At 36.8% G+C, this 18,278-nt stretch carries 13 protein-coding genes; 2 read left to right on the top strand and 11 right to left on the bottom strand.

The window, feature by feature from the left end:
• Positions 1 to 148 precede the first annotated feature (148 nt).
• From mzaE to AY607_RS05035, 5 genes are read right to left on the bottom strand one after another with little or no spacing between them, the layout of a single operon-like run.
• Positions 149 to 1,936, bottom strand: a complete 1,788-nt coding sequence (gene mzaE / locus AY607_RS05055) for an MZA anti-phage system associated AIPR family protein MzaE (RefSeq protein ID WP_064101948.1) — start codon at positions 1,934 to 1,936, stop codon at positions 149 to 151.
• Positions 1,923 to 2,942, bottom strand: coding sequence for a PD-(D/E)XK motif protein (locus AY607_RS05050; RefSeq protein ID WP_064101947.1), 1,020 nt, complete (start codon positions 2,940 to 2,942; stop codon positions 1,923 to 1,925). The genes mzaE and AY607_RS05050 overlap by 14 nt, the downstream gene beginning before the upstream one ends.
• Complete coding sequence (locus AY607_RS05045; protein ID WP_064101946.1) at positions 2,926 to 5,784, bottom strand: Z1 domain-containing protein; 2,859 nt, start codon at positions 5,782 to 5,784, stop codon at positions 2,926 to 2,928. The genes AY607_RS05050 and AY607_RS05045 overlap by 17 nt, the downstream gene beginning before the upstream one ends.
• A 29-nt stretch (positions 5,785 to 5,813) precedes the next feature.
• Entirely contained in the window at positions 5,814 to 7,307 is a 1,494-nt protein-coding gene (locus AY607_RS05040) for an ATP-binding protein (protein WP_064101945.1), read from the bottom strand.
• Positions 7,300 to 9,546 (bottom strand): sigma-70 family RNA polymerase sigma factor, encoded by a 2,247-nt coding sequence (locus AY607_RS05035; RefSeq protein WP_064101944.1) that lies wholly within the window; start codon positions 9,544 to 9,546, stop codon positions 7,300 to 7,302. Before AY607_RS05035 ends, AY607_RS05040 begins: the two co-directional genes overlap by 8 nt.
• A gap of 284 nt (positions 9,547 to 9,830) precedes the next feature.
• On the opposite strand from AY607_RS05035, the gene AY607_RS05030 reads away from it, so the two are divergent.
• Positions 9,831 to 11,366, top strand: a complete 1,536-nt coding sequence (locus AY607_RS05030) for a DNA cytosine methyltransferase (RefSeq protein ID WP_064101949.1) — start codon at positions 9,831 to 9,833, stop codon at positions 11,364 to 11,366.
• 76 nt (positions 11,367 to 11,442) lie between these two features.
• On the opposite strand, the gene AY607_RS05025 is transcribed toward AY607_RS05030, so the two are convergent.
• The 3 genes from AY607_RS05025 to AY607_RS05015 all read right to left on the bottom strand — a co-directional run bounded on the left by AY607_RS05025 (position 11,443) and on the right by AY607_RS05015 (position 13,623).
• Entirely contained in the window at positions 11,443 to 11,889 is a 447-nt protein-coding gene (locus AY607_RS05025) for a very short patch repair endonuclease (protein ID WP_064101943.1), read from the bottom strand.
• Between the two features lie 116 nt (positions 11,890 to 12,005).
• Positions 12,006 to 13,046, bottom strand: coding sequence for an HNH endonuclease domain-containing protein (locus AY607_RS05020; RefSeq protein WP_064101942.1), 1,041 nt, complete (start codon positions 13,044 to 13,046; stop codon positions 12,006 to 12,008).
• Positions 13,039 to 13,623, bottom strand: coding sequence for a class I SAM-dependent methyltransferase (locus AY607_RS05015; RefSeq protein WP_064101941.1), 585 nt, complete (start codon positions 13,621 to 13,623; stop codon positions 13,039 to 13,041). Before AY607_RS05015 ends, AY607_RS05020 begins: the two co-directional genes overlap by 8 nt.
• Positions 13,624 to 13,929: 306 nt before the next feature.
• Between AY607_RS05015 and AY607_RS05010 the strand changes: the two genes are divergently transcribed.
• Positions 13,930 to 14,370, top strand: a complete 441-nt coding sequence (locus tag AY607_RS05010) for a hypothetical protein (protein WP_155858351.1) — start codon at positions 13,930 to 13,932, stop codon at positions 14,368 to 14,370.
• Positions 14,371 to 14,755: 385 nt separating this feature from the next.
• Here AY607_RS05010 and AY607_RS05005 read toward each other — a convergent pair whose 3' ends face one another.
• The 3 genes from AY607_RS05005 to AY607_RS04995 form a co-directional block, all read right to left on the bottom strand.
• Positions 14,756 to 16,009: a CaiB/BaiF CoA transferase family protein gene (locus tag AY607_RS05005; RefSeq protein ID WP_064101939.1), complete on the bottom strand. Its 1,254-nt coding sequence runs from the start codon at positions 16,007 to 16,009 to the stop codon at positions 14,756 to 14,758.
• Positions 16,010 to 16,053: 44 nt separating this feature from the next.
• Positions 16,054 to 17,460 (bottom strand): MFS transporter, encoded by a 1,407-nt coding sequence (locus tag AY607_RS05000; protein WP_064101938.1) that lies wholly within the window; start codon positions 17,458 to 17,460, stop codon positions 16,054 to 16,056.
• Between the two features lie 230 nt (positions 17,461 to 17,690).
• Positions 17,691 to 18,278: acyl-CoA dehydrogenase family protein (locus AY607_RS04995; protein ID WP_264753789.1), on the bottom strand; the 588-nt coding region annotated here is incomplete at its 5' end.

Raw genomic sequence — 18,278 nt, 5'->3', positions numbered from 1 at the left:
ACCCAAATAGAAGAATTACTGCCACACCGCTGGAAATCCGACCAAAATTAAAAAATAGGCATGGGATTCAGCGGACGCTTACCATTCATCTCACAAAGACAGTCAAAAAAGAGACCTAAAGAATTTAATTTTAACTATTAAAATTAGGTTACTTTAGCTCCTCAATGTCAGGATTATTTTCTGAATATTCATATTGAGATAATAATTCCCAGCATTCATTTTTCTTCGCCCACTCAGAAATCATCTTCCCTTTGGCAGTTTCATGCAGGTATTTATTCACTTCCTCTGACCAAATCAGAATCTGTTTAACAAGCCCTTCAGAAAGCTTTTGATTTAACCAGATTTTTTGAAAGTTAATACGACTTCCGATTTTTTGAGAAACAATTGCCACTGTATATGCAGTTATATTAGCTTGGAAAGCTGGAAATTTTGACCTGATAACTTTCTGTGCAGTTTTGAATATGATGGTTTGAGCAATAATATTTTTATAATAGATGACATCAAATTGTAACTGCTTATCCTCATCGGTTGACTGGATCATATTCATAAATGCAGTAAAGTTCTTTTGCCCCCCTAAACTCACCAGATCAGGCCTTTTTTCCCATGCACAAACATATTTGGCTAATTCAGTTTTAGTAATTTTTCTGCTAGTAGGGATAAGTTCCTGTATACGTTTAATACCAGCTGGAGTTTTTCCCTCACGCTCAAGCATTACTTTGTAGCTTCCTCCAGCTCTTTCATAGAACCATCTACTTACACCATCGGGGCAATAGGTTGATAGTGCTAACTTTTCAAGATTAATATGATAAGGTTTATTCGCTGAAAGATCTGATTGCTTTACTGCATTTTGGCTATTCGCATAGCGCGAAATATCTGAAATCAGTTGCTCTTCTTCTAAGGGATCTGTTTTTCTTAAAACAATGATTTTCGCAGGTACATGCACAGCTTTCAGGTTAACTGCTGGATTTTTTTTCTTGGTAAAGAACATGGAAGCTGTCGTTTGTCCTCCATTTACGATTTGCATTCCTTTTAACCAAGAGATACCAATGCCACCATTTTCTAATCTGCCTAGATGTGCTTCATCTGCAATAATTACCACACCATTGTTGTAAGCCATAAAACGTTCTGGCTGGTCTATTAAAGTATCACGAATACCCTTATTTACTTTTCCGGTCTGACTTAAAAAAGATCTAACATTTGCCTCTAGAATACGTGGTCCATATTTTTCATATACATATCTTAAAGCCTCTCCTGGAATTACAGTCATTGCATAATCATACTCACCATGCTCATTTGGAACCCAAACACAAGGAAGCGGACTGCCAGAAACCTGTTCAAAATTTACAATAAGCTCATCCCTAGGCTTGCCTTCTTGTAAATGGTTAAACAGCCTAGATATATCAATAACTTCAAGTTTGATTGTTTTACCTTGTATTTCCCTACTTTGAAATTGACGAGTTTTTGCCACCCTATCCGTTAATACATAAATTCTTATCTGATCAAATTGTGAATAGCCCTCTTCTATCGTACGAACTAACGGATATGCTTCATGAGACTCGTCCATTTTTGACGATAGTTTTTTTTCCACACAATATTTTAAAAACTTTAAACAACGTTCAGCTGCCATCTTAACGTCTGAATCAGGAATACTTTCCAATTCGTTATTACCACTATATTCAGTAACATATAAATCTAGTTGGTCTGCTTCCTCAGAAATTGAATAACCACTTAACCTAAGGATACCAATAGGATGTATCTGTGCATGATAGCGACAAACCTCAGGCTCGAAAGTCATTCCGATTTCTGACAAATGCTGAGTAACTATTTCTGTAAAAATGAGCTCTGAATATAAATTCTGCTCACCCGACTCCTCACGTGTAGAAATTTCACTTTGCACATCATTCTGAATACTTTTTAAAAAATCAATTAATTCCACTATTTCCAATTCCTAATTTCTGAAGAACTAAATTTAAATCGATAGACCGATGTATAAAGGGTGTTAAATCTATTTCATATTTGGCTTGTCTTATATTTACAGCAATATTTCCAGGTACTAATCTTGGAAAATTTTCATCGACTAACCAAAAGAATACATTCTCTGTTTTAAATTTACGGATATAGTTTTCTTTCTCACTTTCCAGATATCCAATTCTCAACAACAAGTTATTAAACTTTGAAAGTTCAGCTGGATAATCCCTTAATTGTTCACGGACTAAATTAATTCGCTCAGTTAGTGTTTTACCTGATGAATCTATAGAAAAACAATAACCGCTTAAAAATAATGGTGATTTTTCGCTATCATCTAATTGTTCTAGTGAATTTATTTTTCCTATAAATCCTTTATTAGATAAGGTACTTTTAACTTCTATAGCACCATGACCTATTTCGAAATCCTTTAACCCATCTAAAGGACCTTTCCATGAATTTAATACTTCATTTATGGGTATATTTAATGAAATTAAACTACGCAAAGTTTCTAATTCCCCTACCAATCCAAGCTCTGCTTCTTGGGAAAGGATTTCAGAGCCTTTAGTCATAAACGAAAGCCAAGCATTAATTCTATTAAGAACTACAGATACCAATTTATTATCACTTACTGATTGGTGCTGGATTATTGTATTACACACATCAACAGAAATTTTTGTAAATAAATCTAAATCTCCTTCTACTTGGCGTATTAATGCAATCCCTGTTCCTACTTCATCTTTAAGTTGTTGAACCTTGAAACCTTGGGTCATTGGCAAATTGAATTTATTAAAATAACTCTTAGAATAATTAATCTTAAAAAAAATTGCCTGCTCATAACTCGAAAGATTATAGCCTACAGCAATTGACCAATTGCTGCAGTTATATATAGGTATAGAGACCCATCCTGTTTGGTTATTAATTTTAGATAATGCTTTCCATGAGGTGGAAATTTGCTGCTCAAATGGAGGAATCATAATTCATCTCCCATTCAGTATTATTTACTATATATTCTACCTTTTCATCTAAATGGCTAAATGGGAAACTTAATCCAAACCCTACAAATGGTATATCTGAGTTAGGATATAAATTATTGGGATCTTCAGGTAAATAAATTATTAATAATCCTTCTTCAGGCCTGCCATTACTAATATTTTCAATACCTTTACCTCTCACGATTCGAGTGCTAATACCATTAGGTACTGTTGGAGTTTTTTTATCTTTATCTGGATTTTTTTTTGCATTTTCAATTGTAAGTCGCAGTGCTTCTTCCCATTCTTGGTTGCTCAAAGGAATGCACTCATCACTTGATGAAAGTAATTTACGAATGGCATATCTATCATTATGACGACCATTGATGGCACGTTCTGCTCTGTAGACAGTAATTGATTCAGATATATTAACGGGTCTATCTAATAGACCACCACTTTTCAACACTATATTCCATGAAGTTAACTCCCCTTTCTTAACCATTTTTTCAATAAAGTTTTTAAGCAATACATTATTTACTTTATAAGATTCTTTATGAGTTGTATATTGTTCAAGGAAATTAATAACATATGTATAGGATATATTTTCCCAATAATAATGACGCTCAATATTTAAATTACTATTCTCTGATGTATTACCCTTACGTGATGGTATTGCACTTGGTTTAGGCAGTTTATTAACCAAATACTTTAAACTATTAAAATTCTTTTCCAATATTTCTTTATCATGATAAAAACTAACAGTTTCATTTAGTGAATTACTAAAAGATAAAAGTAATTTTTTTCCATTTCTCATTTTAACAGGAGAGGTAACCAGTAATACAGAATGTGATTGGACTTTTAAACCATAATCTCTTGGAGTTCCACCACTATCAATCATTAAATTAAATTCTTCTCTTAATTCAAGCGAAGCATCTGCAATATGTTGAAACCATTTTACTAAGTCTGTTGTAGTATAAAGCCTACACAGGTCGAGATACCCTGCGCGATATCCAAACCATCTTCCCATTTGCATTAATGTGTCATACATTTTTGATGCACGTAAAAAATAACTAACACATAGCCCTTCAAGTGTGAGTCCACGTGCTAATTTATCTCCTCCGATAGCAATGACTTTTAAACCGCCTACACTATCTGCATAATCAAGAGCATCTTTAGCTGTACCATTAATCATTCTTACATTTATTTGTTCCATTATCTCAGGTAAAAGTTGCTCTACAGCTTCCCATGTTGGTAATGATTCGGAGCATAAATCTGGAACTTCCTCATTCATTCTTATATTGGTAGGTATAAAGTCATCTTCCCATAAGTATTTCAATCTAGATAAAACATCCTGATTATCAATACCTCTTATTATTCTTTGACTTATTTTTTTTACATATTCGTCTACTTTTTCAAATACCTCCGTCTGAACTGCGTTAAAACGAGTTACATGGATTAACATTGAAGAATGTTCATCTCCCTGTTTACGAAGTTGACGGACTGTACATGCAAGAATGAAAGAGTCAATTGCTTGAACAAGTGATAAAGGAATACCAAATTCTGATTCATGATAAGGTTTATGACCACTCTTATGATTTGTCGGCATCCACCCAGCTTTGCCCTCGTCAGTATTATGGTCATCTACTTCATGAATAATTGGTAACTGGTCCTTTCTTTTATTTTCTCCCTCATTTACTCCAAATACTCTAGAAGGCCCTATGTAGTTTGATGGAGCAGCCAAATTTATGATAAAAGATTCAGGAAAGAGATCTTTTCCTTCATGCTTTGTTTCAGCTTGCTCATGAATATAAATGTTTGCAAATGGTGTTGCTGTATACCCAATATATGCTTTACGAGAAAATAGATGAAGTATCTGCCTGATAAGACTATTAATTGCTTTTGGTTGATAATTTTCATCAGGCACCCCCTCATCAAATCCTTGTTCTCCTGTATCAACTGAAGCATGGTCAGCCTCATCATCAATAACAAGTAAAGGGAAATTAGTAACAATCTTTCGCCCTGACTCATAATCAGTAGTAGTAGCTACATGGTCATGAATCCATTTATGTAATCTTTGTAATACTGTTTTATTTTTTTTAACTACAAATAACCAAGGCCGTTGTTCAGGACTAATACCAGCTACTTTCGCTAAATTTTGACTAAAATCTCCCTTATCAGTTCGATTGGTTACATAGTTTGGCCTTAAAACTCCAGAATCAATATTACCCACACCAATAATTCTAATTTTATCTGGATCAGGATGTGTTTCATAACCCAAAAAACCTTCATCTAAACGCATCTGGGTTTGAGATCGCAGGTTATTATGCATACCTGCCAGAACAATTATAATTTTATAACCAGCATCAGCAGCTTTACAAATTAAACCGGTAAAATTACCTGTTTTTCCAGACTGCACATGCCCTACCACTAATCCTCGTCTATCCCAAGGGTCAGTTCTTTCAGGATCTTCTAATAATCCTAGAATTCTATCTGTAGAATCATCTAATGCTTTTAAAGCAACCCAAGGCAACTTTTTATCTTGCCATTGCTTATAGCGATGCCAATATTTCCACTCTTTTTTTCTTTCATTCGTTAACCAGGGAATATGGCCACTTTCATTGATTAATATATTGTCTTGTCCTATCCAAACGCTATAACGCCGAATAAGCTCTTCAATCACATACTCTCTATCAAGATTATCTTTGTATTTAGGATCTAATAAGATCGCTAAATCTATTTTCTCATTAAGGACTTGTATAGTAATTTGGGTTTTATCTGGTGTATTGTGCAAAAGTGTCTGAACAATTTGAATAACTTGGTGTTCATTCTCTCTAAATATATTTGGCATTCCGTTTTTGTCCTAAAAAAACATTACTCTTATAAAGTGCAAATTAGATCTGGATAATTATTAAATGGCTCAGTAGTTCGCAAATTCATTTTAGCTTCTTCAGGAGAAAACCCCTTTATTTGCACCATATTGTGATATACAGTTTTTAGAATATCTAAAATTTCTTCTGATGATTCTCCTGAAAATCCTGTTAATGGTGCTTCTTTATTTTCTGCAGTATCTAGCCAAATTCTTTGAATTGGTACTGTTTCCTCGATCACTCTTAACATAAGTTTTAATTCTGGAAGCAGATTTCCAGAATTATTTAATACAGAGTTAATAATTGGATGATCTAAATCTATCTTATACCGCATTCCACTCTTTGAATGTTCAGCCTTCCAAGCTTGCTTAACCTCAACCTTATCAATCTTAGTTTTAGTAATTTGTCCACGATAAATAAAAACTTTGCGTGCCCTATTTCTCGTATCTTCAGCATGACTAGCCAACCATTTGCGCAAATAGACTGGTGGTCGTGCAACAGCTTTTCGAATATCAATTTCCCACTCTTTATCCATTGTATTGGGGATATCCAGTCTTATTCTCGCCAGCTTATGAATTTCATCCTTTACCCAAGCTTTTCTTTGGGAATCTGAAGACTTAAGACCTAACCAGCTACCTGCCACTATTAATCGTTCATTGCGATAAACATAAAAACCCTGTTGAGCTATCCATCCATTTGGTCCCTCTGCTGCTTTCAACTCTTGCGTAGTTAAACGATCCTTATGGGGTAATACATGACATTCAATTTTAATCTGCGTATTTTTAAAAGGCTGAACTGGTGAATTCCATGGTTTTGATGGATGTCCTGACAAAAAAGGGTCCCAAGGTTTAATTGCTTTTCCATTTATCCGGATAGTAATTTTTTCTTTATTTTCCAGATAACGGTGGAATACCATAGATAAATGGGATTCAATCTGATCTATAAGATTTAACCAGTCATCAATGGTAAATTTTGAAGATACAATTCTATCTAGCTCCTCCCAAATTACCATTGTTCCGTGACCAACATGATTTAGATCTTTAGTTAAATCCTCAAGTTCTAGAAATGGGCCTTCCAATAAATGCCACCCCCCATCCTGTTGACTGGCTAAGACATCTAAATCCCATCTGAGACTATGGGTGCCATCCTTACCACAAGATATTACAGTCAATTTTCTACATTGAGAAAATGAAGCGGTCTTAAGCCCCAAACCAAAACGCCCCAGATCCTTGGCATCCCTTTGTTCTAATGGACTTCTCCCTCCTAGTCTCATTGCCTTATCAATTTCTTCAGCATTCATGCCATTACCATTGTCCAAAACAATGACACGACTCTTTTGACCATCCCAGTTAAAAAGTAGATCAATATTATTTGCCTCAGCACTAATACTGTTATCAATAATGTCAGCCAATGCAGTCGCTGTGTTATAGCCCAACCCTCTTAAAGCTTCGATCATTGCACTTGCTTGTGGGGGGGCATTACGAGATTTAATATGGCTATGCATTACTTACTTCCTTCGTACTCTCTTCTTCTTTCAAATCTTCTTTTACGAACGTAATAAAAGGTTCCAAATATTCAGAACGTGAAATGTGTCTTAATTTTTTTAAAGCTTTTGCTTCAATTTGTCTGATACGCTCTCGGGTAACATTAAATTGGCTACCAACTTCTTCAAGAGTAAGGTCGTTATCATCTCTAAGACCAAATCTTAGTTCTATGATTTTAGCTTGACGCTCATCTAATTCAGCCAACTGTTTATAAATTGCTCCTTTCAAGTCAGCTGCCAAGATCGCATCTTCAGGCCCCGAAAATGGGCTAATTATTTCATTCTCTTCATATGAGATATCATCAAAAAATACTACTGAACAATTAGCACTCATTGCCTTTCTAACGTTCAGCTCTGAACATCCTGCTTTATGTGCCAGTGATGAAATAGTAACTGGTAAACCTTCTTCTTCCAGAACCTTCCTTGCGATTTCAACAGAACTGACTAATTCATACATATGTACAGGTAATCGAATCAAGCGATTAGTATTAGCTATCGCTCTAGTAATTGATTGTTTTATCCACCAAGTTGCATATGTTGAAAATTTATAACCCAATTGATAATCATAACGATCAACTGCACTCAATAGCCCTATATTACCTTCCTGAATAAGATCCTCTAAAGGTAAACCGGACAACGAATATTTTTTTGCATAATAATTTACTAATCGAAAATTTGCCTTGATTAATTTTTCACGAGATTTTTTATACTTAGTGATAGGATGAATAATTTCTTTAGCATTAATATTAATAAAATCTTCTTCTACAGTTCTTAATAATTTTTCTAAATTTTTAAGTTTAGGGCGTGGAATATATTGATTACTTTCATAAAATTTATGGTTCTCCCTTAACTGAATTACAATATCCCAAAAATTTAAAGTCTCATTATTTTCTTTTGTTTCTAAACTATTTCCGTTATCAATTTCACTTGTTTCATTATTTTTAATTTCATCACTAACACATGTTTCCTCATCAACTTCACTTTCTTCAACAATCAGTTGATTTTCTTCTTTTTTAGAGAAATTTTCAAATATATCAACTACTATTGACCAATAATGAGCAGGTAAATTAGCAATATTCTTGGCAAGGACCAACAAAGCAATATTCATTTGCAGGCCAATTCTTTCCTCCTCATCTCGATCAATTAATTCAAATTTTTGGATTTGTGAAAAATAAATATTTAATGAAAAAAGATTGCCTTCCAGTTCATAATTCAAGTTAATTAAACTATCTTCAATAAGGCTATCTGATGGATTAATACCATCATCTTCATAATTAGCTTCGAACGGCTTAAAGTCTTCTATCAAAATACCTAAATCACCAAACATATTTAGAATGACTGGTAGTACTGTATCTATATATGTCTCACCAATATCAATCTTAATAGCTTGTAATACTTGGTTATATGAAACCATTCCTTTGGTGGCACTTTGAATTAACAAATAATATAAATGAGAAAATTCGTCTTTTATATTTATTGTTCTTTCTTGATTAACAGGTAAATCAATTTCAATATCTGACCAGTCAATCGTATCTATATCAAGAATTTGATGACTAACTATTTTATTATAAATGTTTTCAGCTTCCACCAAGCAAGCCAAGTCATTCTCGGGGATCTCAATTTCTTCATCACTACGCCAGAAGTCAGACGTATCTGAAGCCCAGCCCGAATCAGGAGATAAATCTTCATCTAACTCAAAATTAAAATCTACTAAATGAAAGTCAACATCCTGTATTAAATTTTGTTCTTTTTCTATTTCATTAATATCTATGGGCTCAATATTTGTCTTATTAAAACCAACTTTTTCTTTATCAATCTCAGATTCAGTAGATTGATCTATAATTTTCTCAGAGATTGCCTCACCAAGAAGACTCAGTTCATTGGTGGCATCTATCGTCTTATTCGGTATCGCTGATATGATTTCCTTTATTTTTTCAACACAACTTTCTTCCGCATAATCAATAGCCGACATTCCTTTCGAATCTATCAATCCTAAAGATGCTCCTGCTTCGATCAAATACTGGAAAATATCTGATCGTTTGAAAATTGCAGCTAACATTAAAGGCGAAAGGCCCGCTGAATCTACCGCATTTAATTGAGCCCCTCTTTCAATTTGTAATTTTACAGCATCTAAAGCACCAGCTTTAATAGCAGCTTTTAGTAAAGGACTTAAAGTCTTAGTCTTATATGAGATTTGCATAATAATCCCGGAAGGTACAATTTAGACCATCAGTTGTTTTTAGATGCTAGTAAGTTAGGTTCTTCTAAAATATAGTATTAATATAGCATCAAAATAGTTGAAAAATAATCAAAAAAAAGGGAAATTCTAGACTAAATAGTATAAAAATTTACTACTATTGAAAAGCAAACTGTTATCATTTTAATTACAAGGCTTTATTTAATTTTACCTATCAAGTTTTTTAAGTCTTGTGCGATTGACAGGACCTGGTATTATGCATGTGTTTTTTAAGTTATCAGGCTACTATGAAAGATAATGATATTTTAGTAATTGATCTATTCTCTGGGCCAGGTGGACTCGGCGAAGGATTCGCCTCTTACATAGATAATAATAAGCATCCTTTTAAAATAGGCATGTCTGTTGAAAAAGATCCACATGCTCATATGACACTAACTACAAGAGCATTTTACAGACTTGCAAAGCAAAAAGGCTGTCTAGATGGTTACTATCAATATTTAAATGGCAAACTTACCAGAGCAGAACTTTTTGAATCATATAAAGAAATTTATGAATCAGCTTTTCAGGAAACCTTGAATGGTCCTTCTGAATTAGGTAAAGATAATGACCACATTCATGCTAAAGTAAAAGAGCTAACAGAAAATCATTACGGACCTAAAATTTTAATCGGAGGTCCCCCTTGCCAAGCCTATAGTTTAGCTGGACGCTCTAGAAATGCCGGCAATAAAAACTATGTTGCTGAAGAAGATCACCGCCACTTCCTTTATAAAGAATATTTAAAGGTTTTATCAATTGCAAAACCTGATATTTTTGTCATGGAAAATGTGAGAGGGATTCTTACTGCAAAAATTGAGAATCAATTAATATTTCCTCAAATTCTTAAAGACCTGCAGAATCCTTCAGAGATTACAGGATCCCAAGCTTGCCCTTCATACCGAATATATTCCCTTGTGGAAAAAACTGATGATGCAGATAGCTCTATTCCAGACAAGCTGAACTACCTGATTAAATCCGAAGAATTCGGGATTCCTCAAGCTCGACACCGAGTTATTCTGCTTGGCGTGAGGGAGGATATTCAACAGATACCTGATATCTTGGATAGAAATATTTATCCTAAAGTTTCAGTTAAAGAAGCTATTGGCGATTTACCAAAACTACGAAGCGGATTATCCAAACAAGTTGATTCTTATTACTCTTGGCAACAAGTTGTATCAAGTAATGCCGAAACATTAAGCAAATTAAATAATATTGGTGTTAATGTTAATAAAACAGATCTCCAACCATATAAAGATTTAAAAAGAAAAGAAACTGTTCATAAATATAAATCATCGAACCAGTTGCCAGATCATTTGAGGACATGGATTCTTGATCCTGAACTAAATCTAGTTCTCAATCATGAGACAAGAGGACATATGGAGTCAGATCTGCTCAGATACAGTTTTTGTGCATTATATGGTGAACAGAGAGGGTTCTCACCTAAAGCTGAAAATTTCCCGACTACGCTTGCTCCGCAACACCAGAACTGGAATTCTGGGTCTTATAATGACCGTTTTCGTGTGCAGCTTGCTCATAAGGAAGCCACTACAATAACAAGCCATATTTCAAAAGATGGTCATTATTTCATTCATTATGATCCAAAGCAGTGTCGAAGTCTCACTGTAAGGGAAGCCGCAAGATTACAAACATTCCCCGACAATTATATATTTGAAGGAAACCGCACAAATCAGTATACGCAGGTTGGAAATGCTGTACCTCCCTTCTTAGCACGGCAGATCAGTACAATTGTGTTTTCATTGTTAAAAAAACATTATCATAATTTGTAAAATTTAAAGTCCGATGTTCAGTCATAACTGAGTGAGCATCGGACTTTTTGCGTGACCACCAGTCCTAAAAGAAAACTTAAGCTATTTCAATAAAAGAACTCTCACCACGTAACCATTCGGAAATAAGATTAATTACCTTATCTGGATCTTTAGTTGCACCTCTAATACTACATTCCCATAAAACAGCTACTCTCCAGTTATTCTCTAATAACAAATTTATTGATTTACTGTCATTAGCTTGGTTACGAGTTATTTTTTCCTGCCAGAATTCAGTTCTGGTAGCGGGCAATTTAAAAAGATGGCAACCCGTATGACCATGCCAAAAACATCCATTTACAAAAATAACAGCCTTATATTTAGGCAGAACGATATCGGGTTTACCTGGTAGATCCTTTACATGAAGACGAAAACGAAATCCTTTTTTATGTAGTAACTTACGGATGAGTATCTCAGGTTTTGTATTCCGGCCTTTTATACCCGCCATCATACGACTTCGGGTAGAAACATCAACGATATCTACCATACTTTATCCTCAGCTATTCTGCTTTACACCTTTGTCAGTTGATTAAATTTTTCTTAAACATAAATCAAATCTATCTCTTTATTAAAACAAATTCGGTCTTTAAGTATAGTTAGGCTTTATGAACTACTGTGATATATCTGTATATTTTTACCCCCATCCCATACCAAATAATTGTTTTCTTTCCCCTGAGCATATGCCCACTCCGCAACCTTATGCGATCGTTCTTTGTCTGTCAGGAACCCAAGTACAGAAATTCGATCTACAATAATCAGATTCTGCGCTTCATTCCTCTCTCGCCATTTATACAAAAACTCTTCAGAGGCTAGAGCATTACTTTTCCTTGAATTACAGTTTGCATCAGCCAATACGAAATTATGCCCCGTATCAGATGGATACATCGACCAAGGAATAAAGTGATCAACAGCATACTGACCTTTTTTCATCGGGTTATTACAGTAAAAACACTTACAATCTTGCAGTTCGACCAAAACATTCGCCACCGCATTCAATTGGTTCCGACTCGGCTCAAACATAAACTGTTCAAGGTTCGGGAGCCTATTTAAGATAGGTGCATTCGTACTGTTTTTTCGAATGTAATCAATCCATCGCTTTTGACATAGCTCTTCAATAATTTCACTAAACTGCCGTAAGCAAAACATGACTTGGGGTAATAAAGTTAGCTGTTGCTTGGATTGGGCTAACTGATATAAAAACTCAAAATTTTGACCATTGATATTTTGCAGATAACGCACAGGCATGTCTTTAACAGTGCGTGTAACATCTTTTATCAACTTAGTCCAAATAACTGAATCTCGTCTCAATAAGCCAAGTGATGAATAAATCTGCCGAAGCCCAATGATTTGATTGACAATCGCTGCTTGCTTACCATTATTCTGATTTAAGATGAGCTGACCTTCGTCATTGAAGTTATATGGTACTGCCTGTTTCCAATATAACTCTATAAACTTCTCGGCAATATCACTGTACTCAAGTGCCAATTGCTCTCCACTATCCTCCCCCTTTTCAATCACCAATCGACTCAAGCTAATGAGTAATGCAAACTTATACGTACTGCTAAAGCTACCCGACTGCAGGATGAGCTGAATATTTTTAAGAAACTTAAGTTGCGCTTGCGCTGTAGGGATGGAATTAATCATTTTTCTTCCAAAGTATATTCAGCCATTCTTCACAACGATCAGGACGTTTATCCACTGTGATCCATTGTTTTAATATTTTAATACCTTGTAACTGGTCTAATAATTCTTTAGCTTGATCTTCATTTAAATCCGTAAATACTCTGCCATCTTTTTCTCGATCTGATGTGCCATATTTAAAAGACATATAGCAGACACCAGTACAGCGTAATGCACCATATATTCTGTGTAACACATCCAGTAACTTATCCCGCTCACAATGGAGTAATGATGCACATGCCCAAATACCATCATATTGATTGGATGCATTGAGTTCATAAAAACTTTCATGCCGAACTTGAATTCCGGTTAGCGCCGTAGCTTGCTCAACCAACGCTTCGGAATAATCAATCGCTTCAACCTTGTAGCCTTTATTTTTAAATGCCAACGTGTCTCGACCCGATCCACAACCTAAATCAAGGATATGTGCAGATTCTGGTAACAGCGCTAGAAATGGTCGATATAGGCTTTCCATATCAATATGGAATGTATTTTCAACGAATTGTGATACATGATTATTGTAGTATTCGATAGTTGTCATAAATTAGGAATGCGCAATCAGGATGCAGCCAGTGTACAAAAGAAAATAATACAAGATGGCTAAAAACCAAAGAGATTTCTATTGGTAAAAATATTGAATTTTCAAGAAACTATCTAACACTCACTATTTTAAATCATTCTTTCTTATCTTTTAAAAACGTAATATTTCCAACAAAAACCCTCCACGTATTCCCAAGTTTATGATCAGGCGATCACAACGTACTTTTAACTTTTATCATAGAGACAGCTATAAAAATAATAAGACCCCTCTATGAAACTAAAAACACCCGAGAAAGAAGATCAGTTGATGAAAATCATACAAGGCCTTGATCTGTGTATGAGTGAAGTGAGCCAGGCAATGCCCTCCTTATTCACCCCTCCGCAGGCCACCCGGTCATTTACAGCTACCCAAAAAAAACTGCTGGCTAGGGCTGAAAAACTCGATAGTGAGGAGATCCATTTTCAGCTTTCCAAAGCATTCATCACCACATTGCACCAGTCCAAAATCAATATCGATCAGATCTGTCCCAACCGGTTACTGATGCTGTTTAACCGGCATCTGAGCAGGACCTATCTGTATGATCTGAACTGTCGTCTATATGACAAGCCCCCGTACCAGCCTCTCTATGAAGCTGCTGGCAAAAGATCCTGGGGTGTTCACGCAATCAGCTCAACTATCGCCAGCAGCAAATTGATGATGCCTATTGTCTCAAACTTTCTGTACTTCAAGCCAAATGTGAAGCGTTAAACCATCCGCAAATGAATTCTTCCATGTTCTGGAGGACAGAGCATGCCTGATTCTCTTCCGTCCTCCATGACCAAACTGTTAACACTTGAAGACGCCTCACCGGCTTGTCATGAGTTTGGCTGTTGTCTGTTGGGCCAGATACCGTCGCTTGAGGGGCTTCAGTCGCTCTTGCCGGACCCAGATGCTCTTTCCGCCTTAGAATTCACAGAGATTCATTTCCCTGATCAAAAGTCGCATGTAGTGAGATCAAGTCGTTTTAGGACTATAGTTATTTTATTCAACTGTCCACGAATGAAGAAATGGAGAGTCATTTTTACTCTCCATTTGGCTTAAATATGATGCCAAATGATGCTTCTCAGCCTTTATCATCTATGGGAACACAATTTCAGGCAACCGAATCACTTAATGCACTATTGATTGAACCCTCAATAATGCCTTTCGCCCATAATACCTCCAGTTCTTCTCGCGTTTTAAATTGCGATAAAATTTTTCCAGTATGTTCACCCAATTGCGGCGCAGCGTGCTTATATTCAACCGGTGTATCGGATAACTTGATCGGTGAGCCAATCATTTTAAACTGATCATTTAACGGATGTGCAACATCCACCACCATGTCACGCGATTTAATTTGTGGTTCATTCAATGCATCTTCAATTGAATTAATCACCCCGACCGGCACTTTTACTGCATGAATGGCCGCTACCCAGTCTTGTGCATTTTTAGCTAAAAAATACTCAGACAGTAATGGAATCAATTCATCACGATGCTTAACCCGATCCTGATTACGCTGGAATTTTTTCTCCTCCAATAATTCAGGCAATCCAATAGCGATGCACAAATCTTTAAACTGCTTGTCATTGCCACAAGCAATAATAAATTCTTTATCTTTAGCCTTAAAGGTTTGATACGGCACGATGTTAGGATGATTATTTCCCATACGCTTTGGAGATACGCCGGTGGTGAGATAATTCATCCCCTGATTGGCCAGTGCAGCTACCTGAACATCTAATAAAGATAAATCAATATATTGTCCACGGCCAGTATGCTGGCGTGCCAGTAACGCAGCCTGAATAGCCACTGTGGCATACAAGCCGGTTTGAATATCGACCACGGCTACCCCGACTTTTTGTGCACCGCCACCCGGGAGTTCATCTTTTTCACCGGTGATGCTCATTAATCCTGACATACCTTGAATAATAAAATCATAACCTGGTTCTGCAGCACGTGGTCCAGTTTGACCAAAGCCGGTAATCGAACAATAGACCAAGTTAGGATTAATCTTATTTAAAGATGCATAATCCAAGCCGTATTTTTCCAATGAACCGGCTTTATAGTTTTCAATGACCACATCTGCAGTTTTGGCAATTTCTCGAATCAATTCCTGTCCTGCATCACTCGCAATATCGATAGCGACTGAATATTTGTTGCGATTGGCAGATTGGTAATAACCCGATTCGCGGGTTACAGTACCTTGATTATCTAGCATCCATGGCGGTCCCCACATACGGGTATCATCCCCGACTTTTGGACGTTCTATTTTAATGACTTCCGCACCCAGATCTGCCAGAATCTGCCCACACCATGGACCTGCCAGTACACGGCTTAAATCTAGTACTCGAATTCCTTGCAATGCACCCATGCTCTACTCCAAAAGCCAGCAGAGAACTCTGCCGGCTATTTTTATTATTTAGCGGTAATGGTTTTGTTGGTTACTGCGACACTACTCGGTGTTTTCTCTTCCGTATTGGTAGCCTTCACTAATGAAGATTGCTGCGGGTCATACTGACGTTCCCGGATAAAGAATCCTGGAATCACACCGGCAATAAAGTAAGCTGCACCCATCACGATAAATGCCATGGTGAATGAACCACCTGCAGCAATAATTCCGATAGTCGCAGGTGCAATCGCAGCCCCTAAACGTCCCATGTTATAGGCACCGCCAATGGCTGTACCACGTACATCGGTCGAGAAGGTTTCCGCCATATAGGTTGCATTTACACCATAAGGAATTCCATAAAGGAAACCGAAGGTAATCAACAGGTACGCAATATTGCCTGGTGTATTGTAGAAAATAATGACTGGTAAAAATGCGGCTGTCGCAACTGTTCCAAAGACGAAAGTTGCCCGACGCCCTAATTTATCTGCTGCATAGCCTGCAATAATTTTCCCTAGAATCATCGCCGTATAGGCACCCACCATATAGCCTGTTAATGCCTTGAAATTCATATTCAATTCAGTTTCTAAGTAGGTTGGCATCCAGTTATTGACACCATAGTAGCCAAACTGTAAGAACGCAGCGGTACTCATCCATAACAAGAACATTTTACGATGTTGGGTATGCCCAAAAATACGTTTATAGACACTTTCAGAAGGTGCTTTTGCCGTGACTGTTTCAGGGGTGGGCTCAATTTTCAATTCTTTACGTTTAAACTGTTCAATTTTAGCTTCCTGCCAAGATGCAGGTTCAGGTACAAAACGCATGAAAATGAGCGCAAAGGCAGCTGGAATAATAGTCACGTAAAACAGCATGCGCCAGCCATAATCTGGAATAATCGCACCCGCCATTAATGTTGCAACGATATAGCCGATTGTTTGTCCGGTCTGTAAGGTGCCTAAAACAGTGGTACGATACTTGGTGGGTACATATTCTGCCATGAGCGTATTACACGCCATATATAACGAACCCAATCCAAATGCACCGATAAAACGTAGAATCATGAACTGCTCATAACTTTGGGTGAATCCCAAAATACAAGTCATGATCGAAAAGAAAACCACAGACCAGGCAATAGTTTTTACCCGGCCAAATTTATCACATGCCCATCCACCGGTAATTCCGCCCAGCGCCATGCCTGCAAGTGATGAACTTCCTAACATCCCGGCTTGAAATGAAGTCAGTCCAAACTCAGCTTTTAAACTGGTCAAGCTAAATGACAGCAGCATGATATCGACGCCATCAATCACCAGTGAAATAAATGCAAAGACAAATGCAATTTTCCAGGTGTTTTTATGAATGCGATGTGCTGTGCCTACGTTAGATGGTAATTTTCTGCTGAGCGTTCCTGCTCCAGCCTGCATATCATTATTCATTTCCATATCCCTCATTTTCCCAAATGAGTCATCGGTAGTCCTATTATTTCTCTACATTTACCTTAGGTTCTTTATTCTTTTTCTCGCATTTCATTTGAACTTTAGGCTTGCAAATGCACAGATTTACAAGAATTTTCCACGATGAATCCTTTAATTCAAATTATTGATTTTTGATACGAAATCTCTTCAGGATATTCAATATATGGACATCCTGAATGGACGAAATCAAATTAATTACAGAATGCAGCAATACCAGTCTGTGCACGTCCTAAAATTAAGGCATGTACATCGTGGGTACCTTCATAGGTATTTACCACTTCCAGATTAACCAGATGACGGGCTACACCGAATTCATCGCTAATGCCATTTCCACCCATCATGTCACGGGCCAAACGGGCAATATCCAGTGCCTTGCCGCAGTTATTCCGCTTAATTAAAGACGTACCTTCTACTGAAGCAATACCCTCATCCTTCATACGGCCAAAACGTAAAGCCACCTGTAAGCCAAGGGCAATTTCAGTTTGCATGTCTGCCAGTTTTTTCTGGATCAGCTGATTCGCAGCAAGTGGTCGGCCAAACTGTTTACGGTCCATGGTGTACTGATGCGCGGTATGCCAGCAGAATTCTGCAGCTCCCATCGCACCCCATGCAATCCCGTAACGCGCACTGTTCAAGCAGGTAAATGGCCCTTTTAAACCACGAACTTCCGGAAATGCATTTTCTTCTGGAACAAAGACGTTATCCATCACAATTTCACCGGTGATTGAGGCACGTAGACCCACCTTGCCGTGAATCGCTGGAGCAGAAAGCCCTTCCCA

This window comes from Acinetobacter sp. SFA (genome assembly GCF_001647535.1).
GTDB lineage: Bacteria > Pseudomonadota > Gammaproteobacteria > Pseudomonadales > Moraxellaceae > Acinetobacter > Acinetobacter pecorum.
This window is presented reverse-complemented; position numbering and strand designations above follow the sequence as displayed.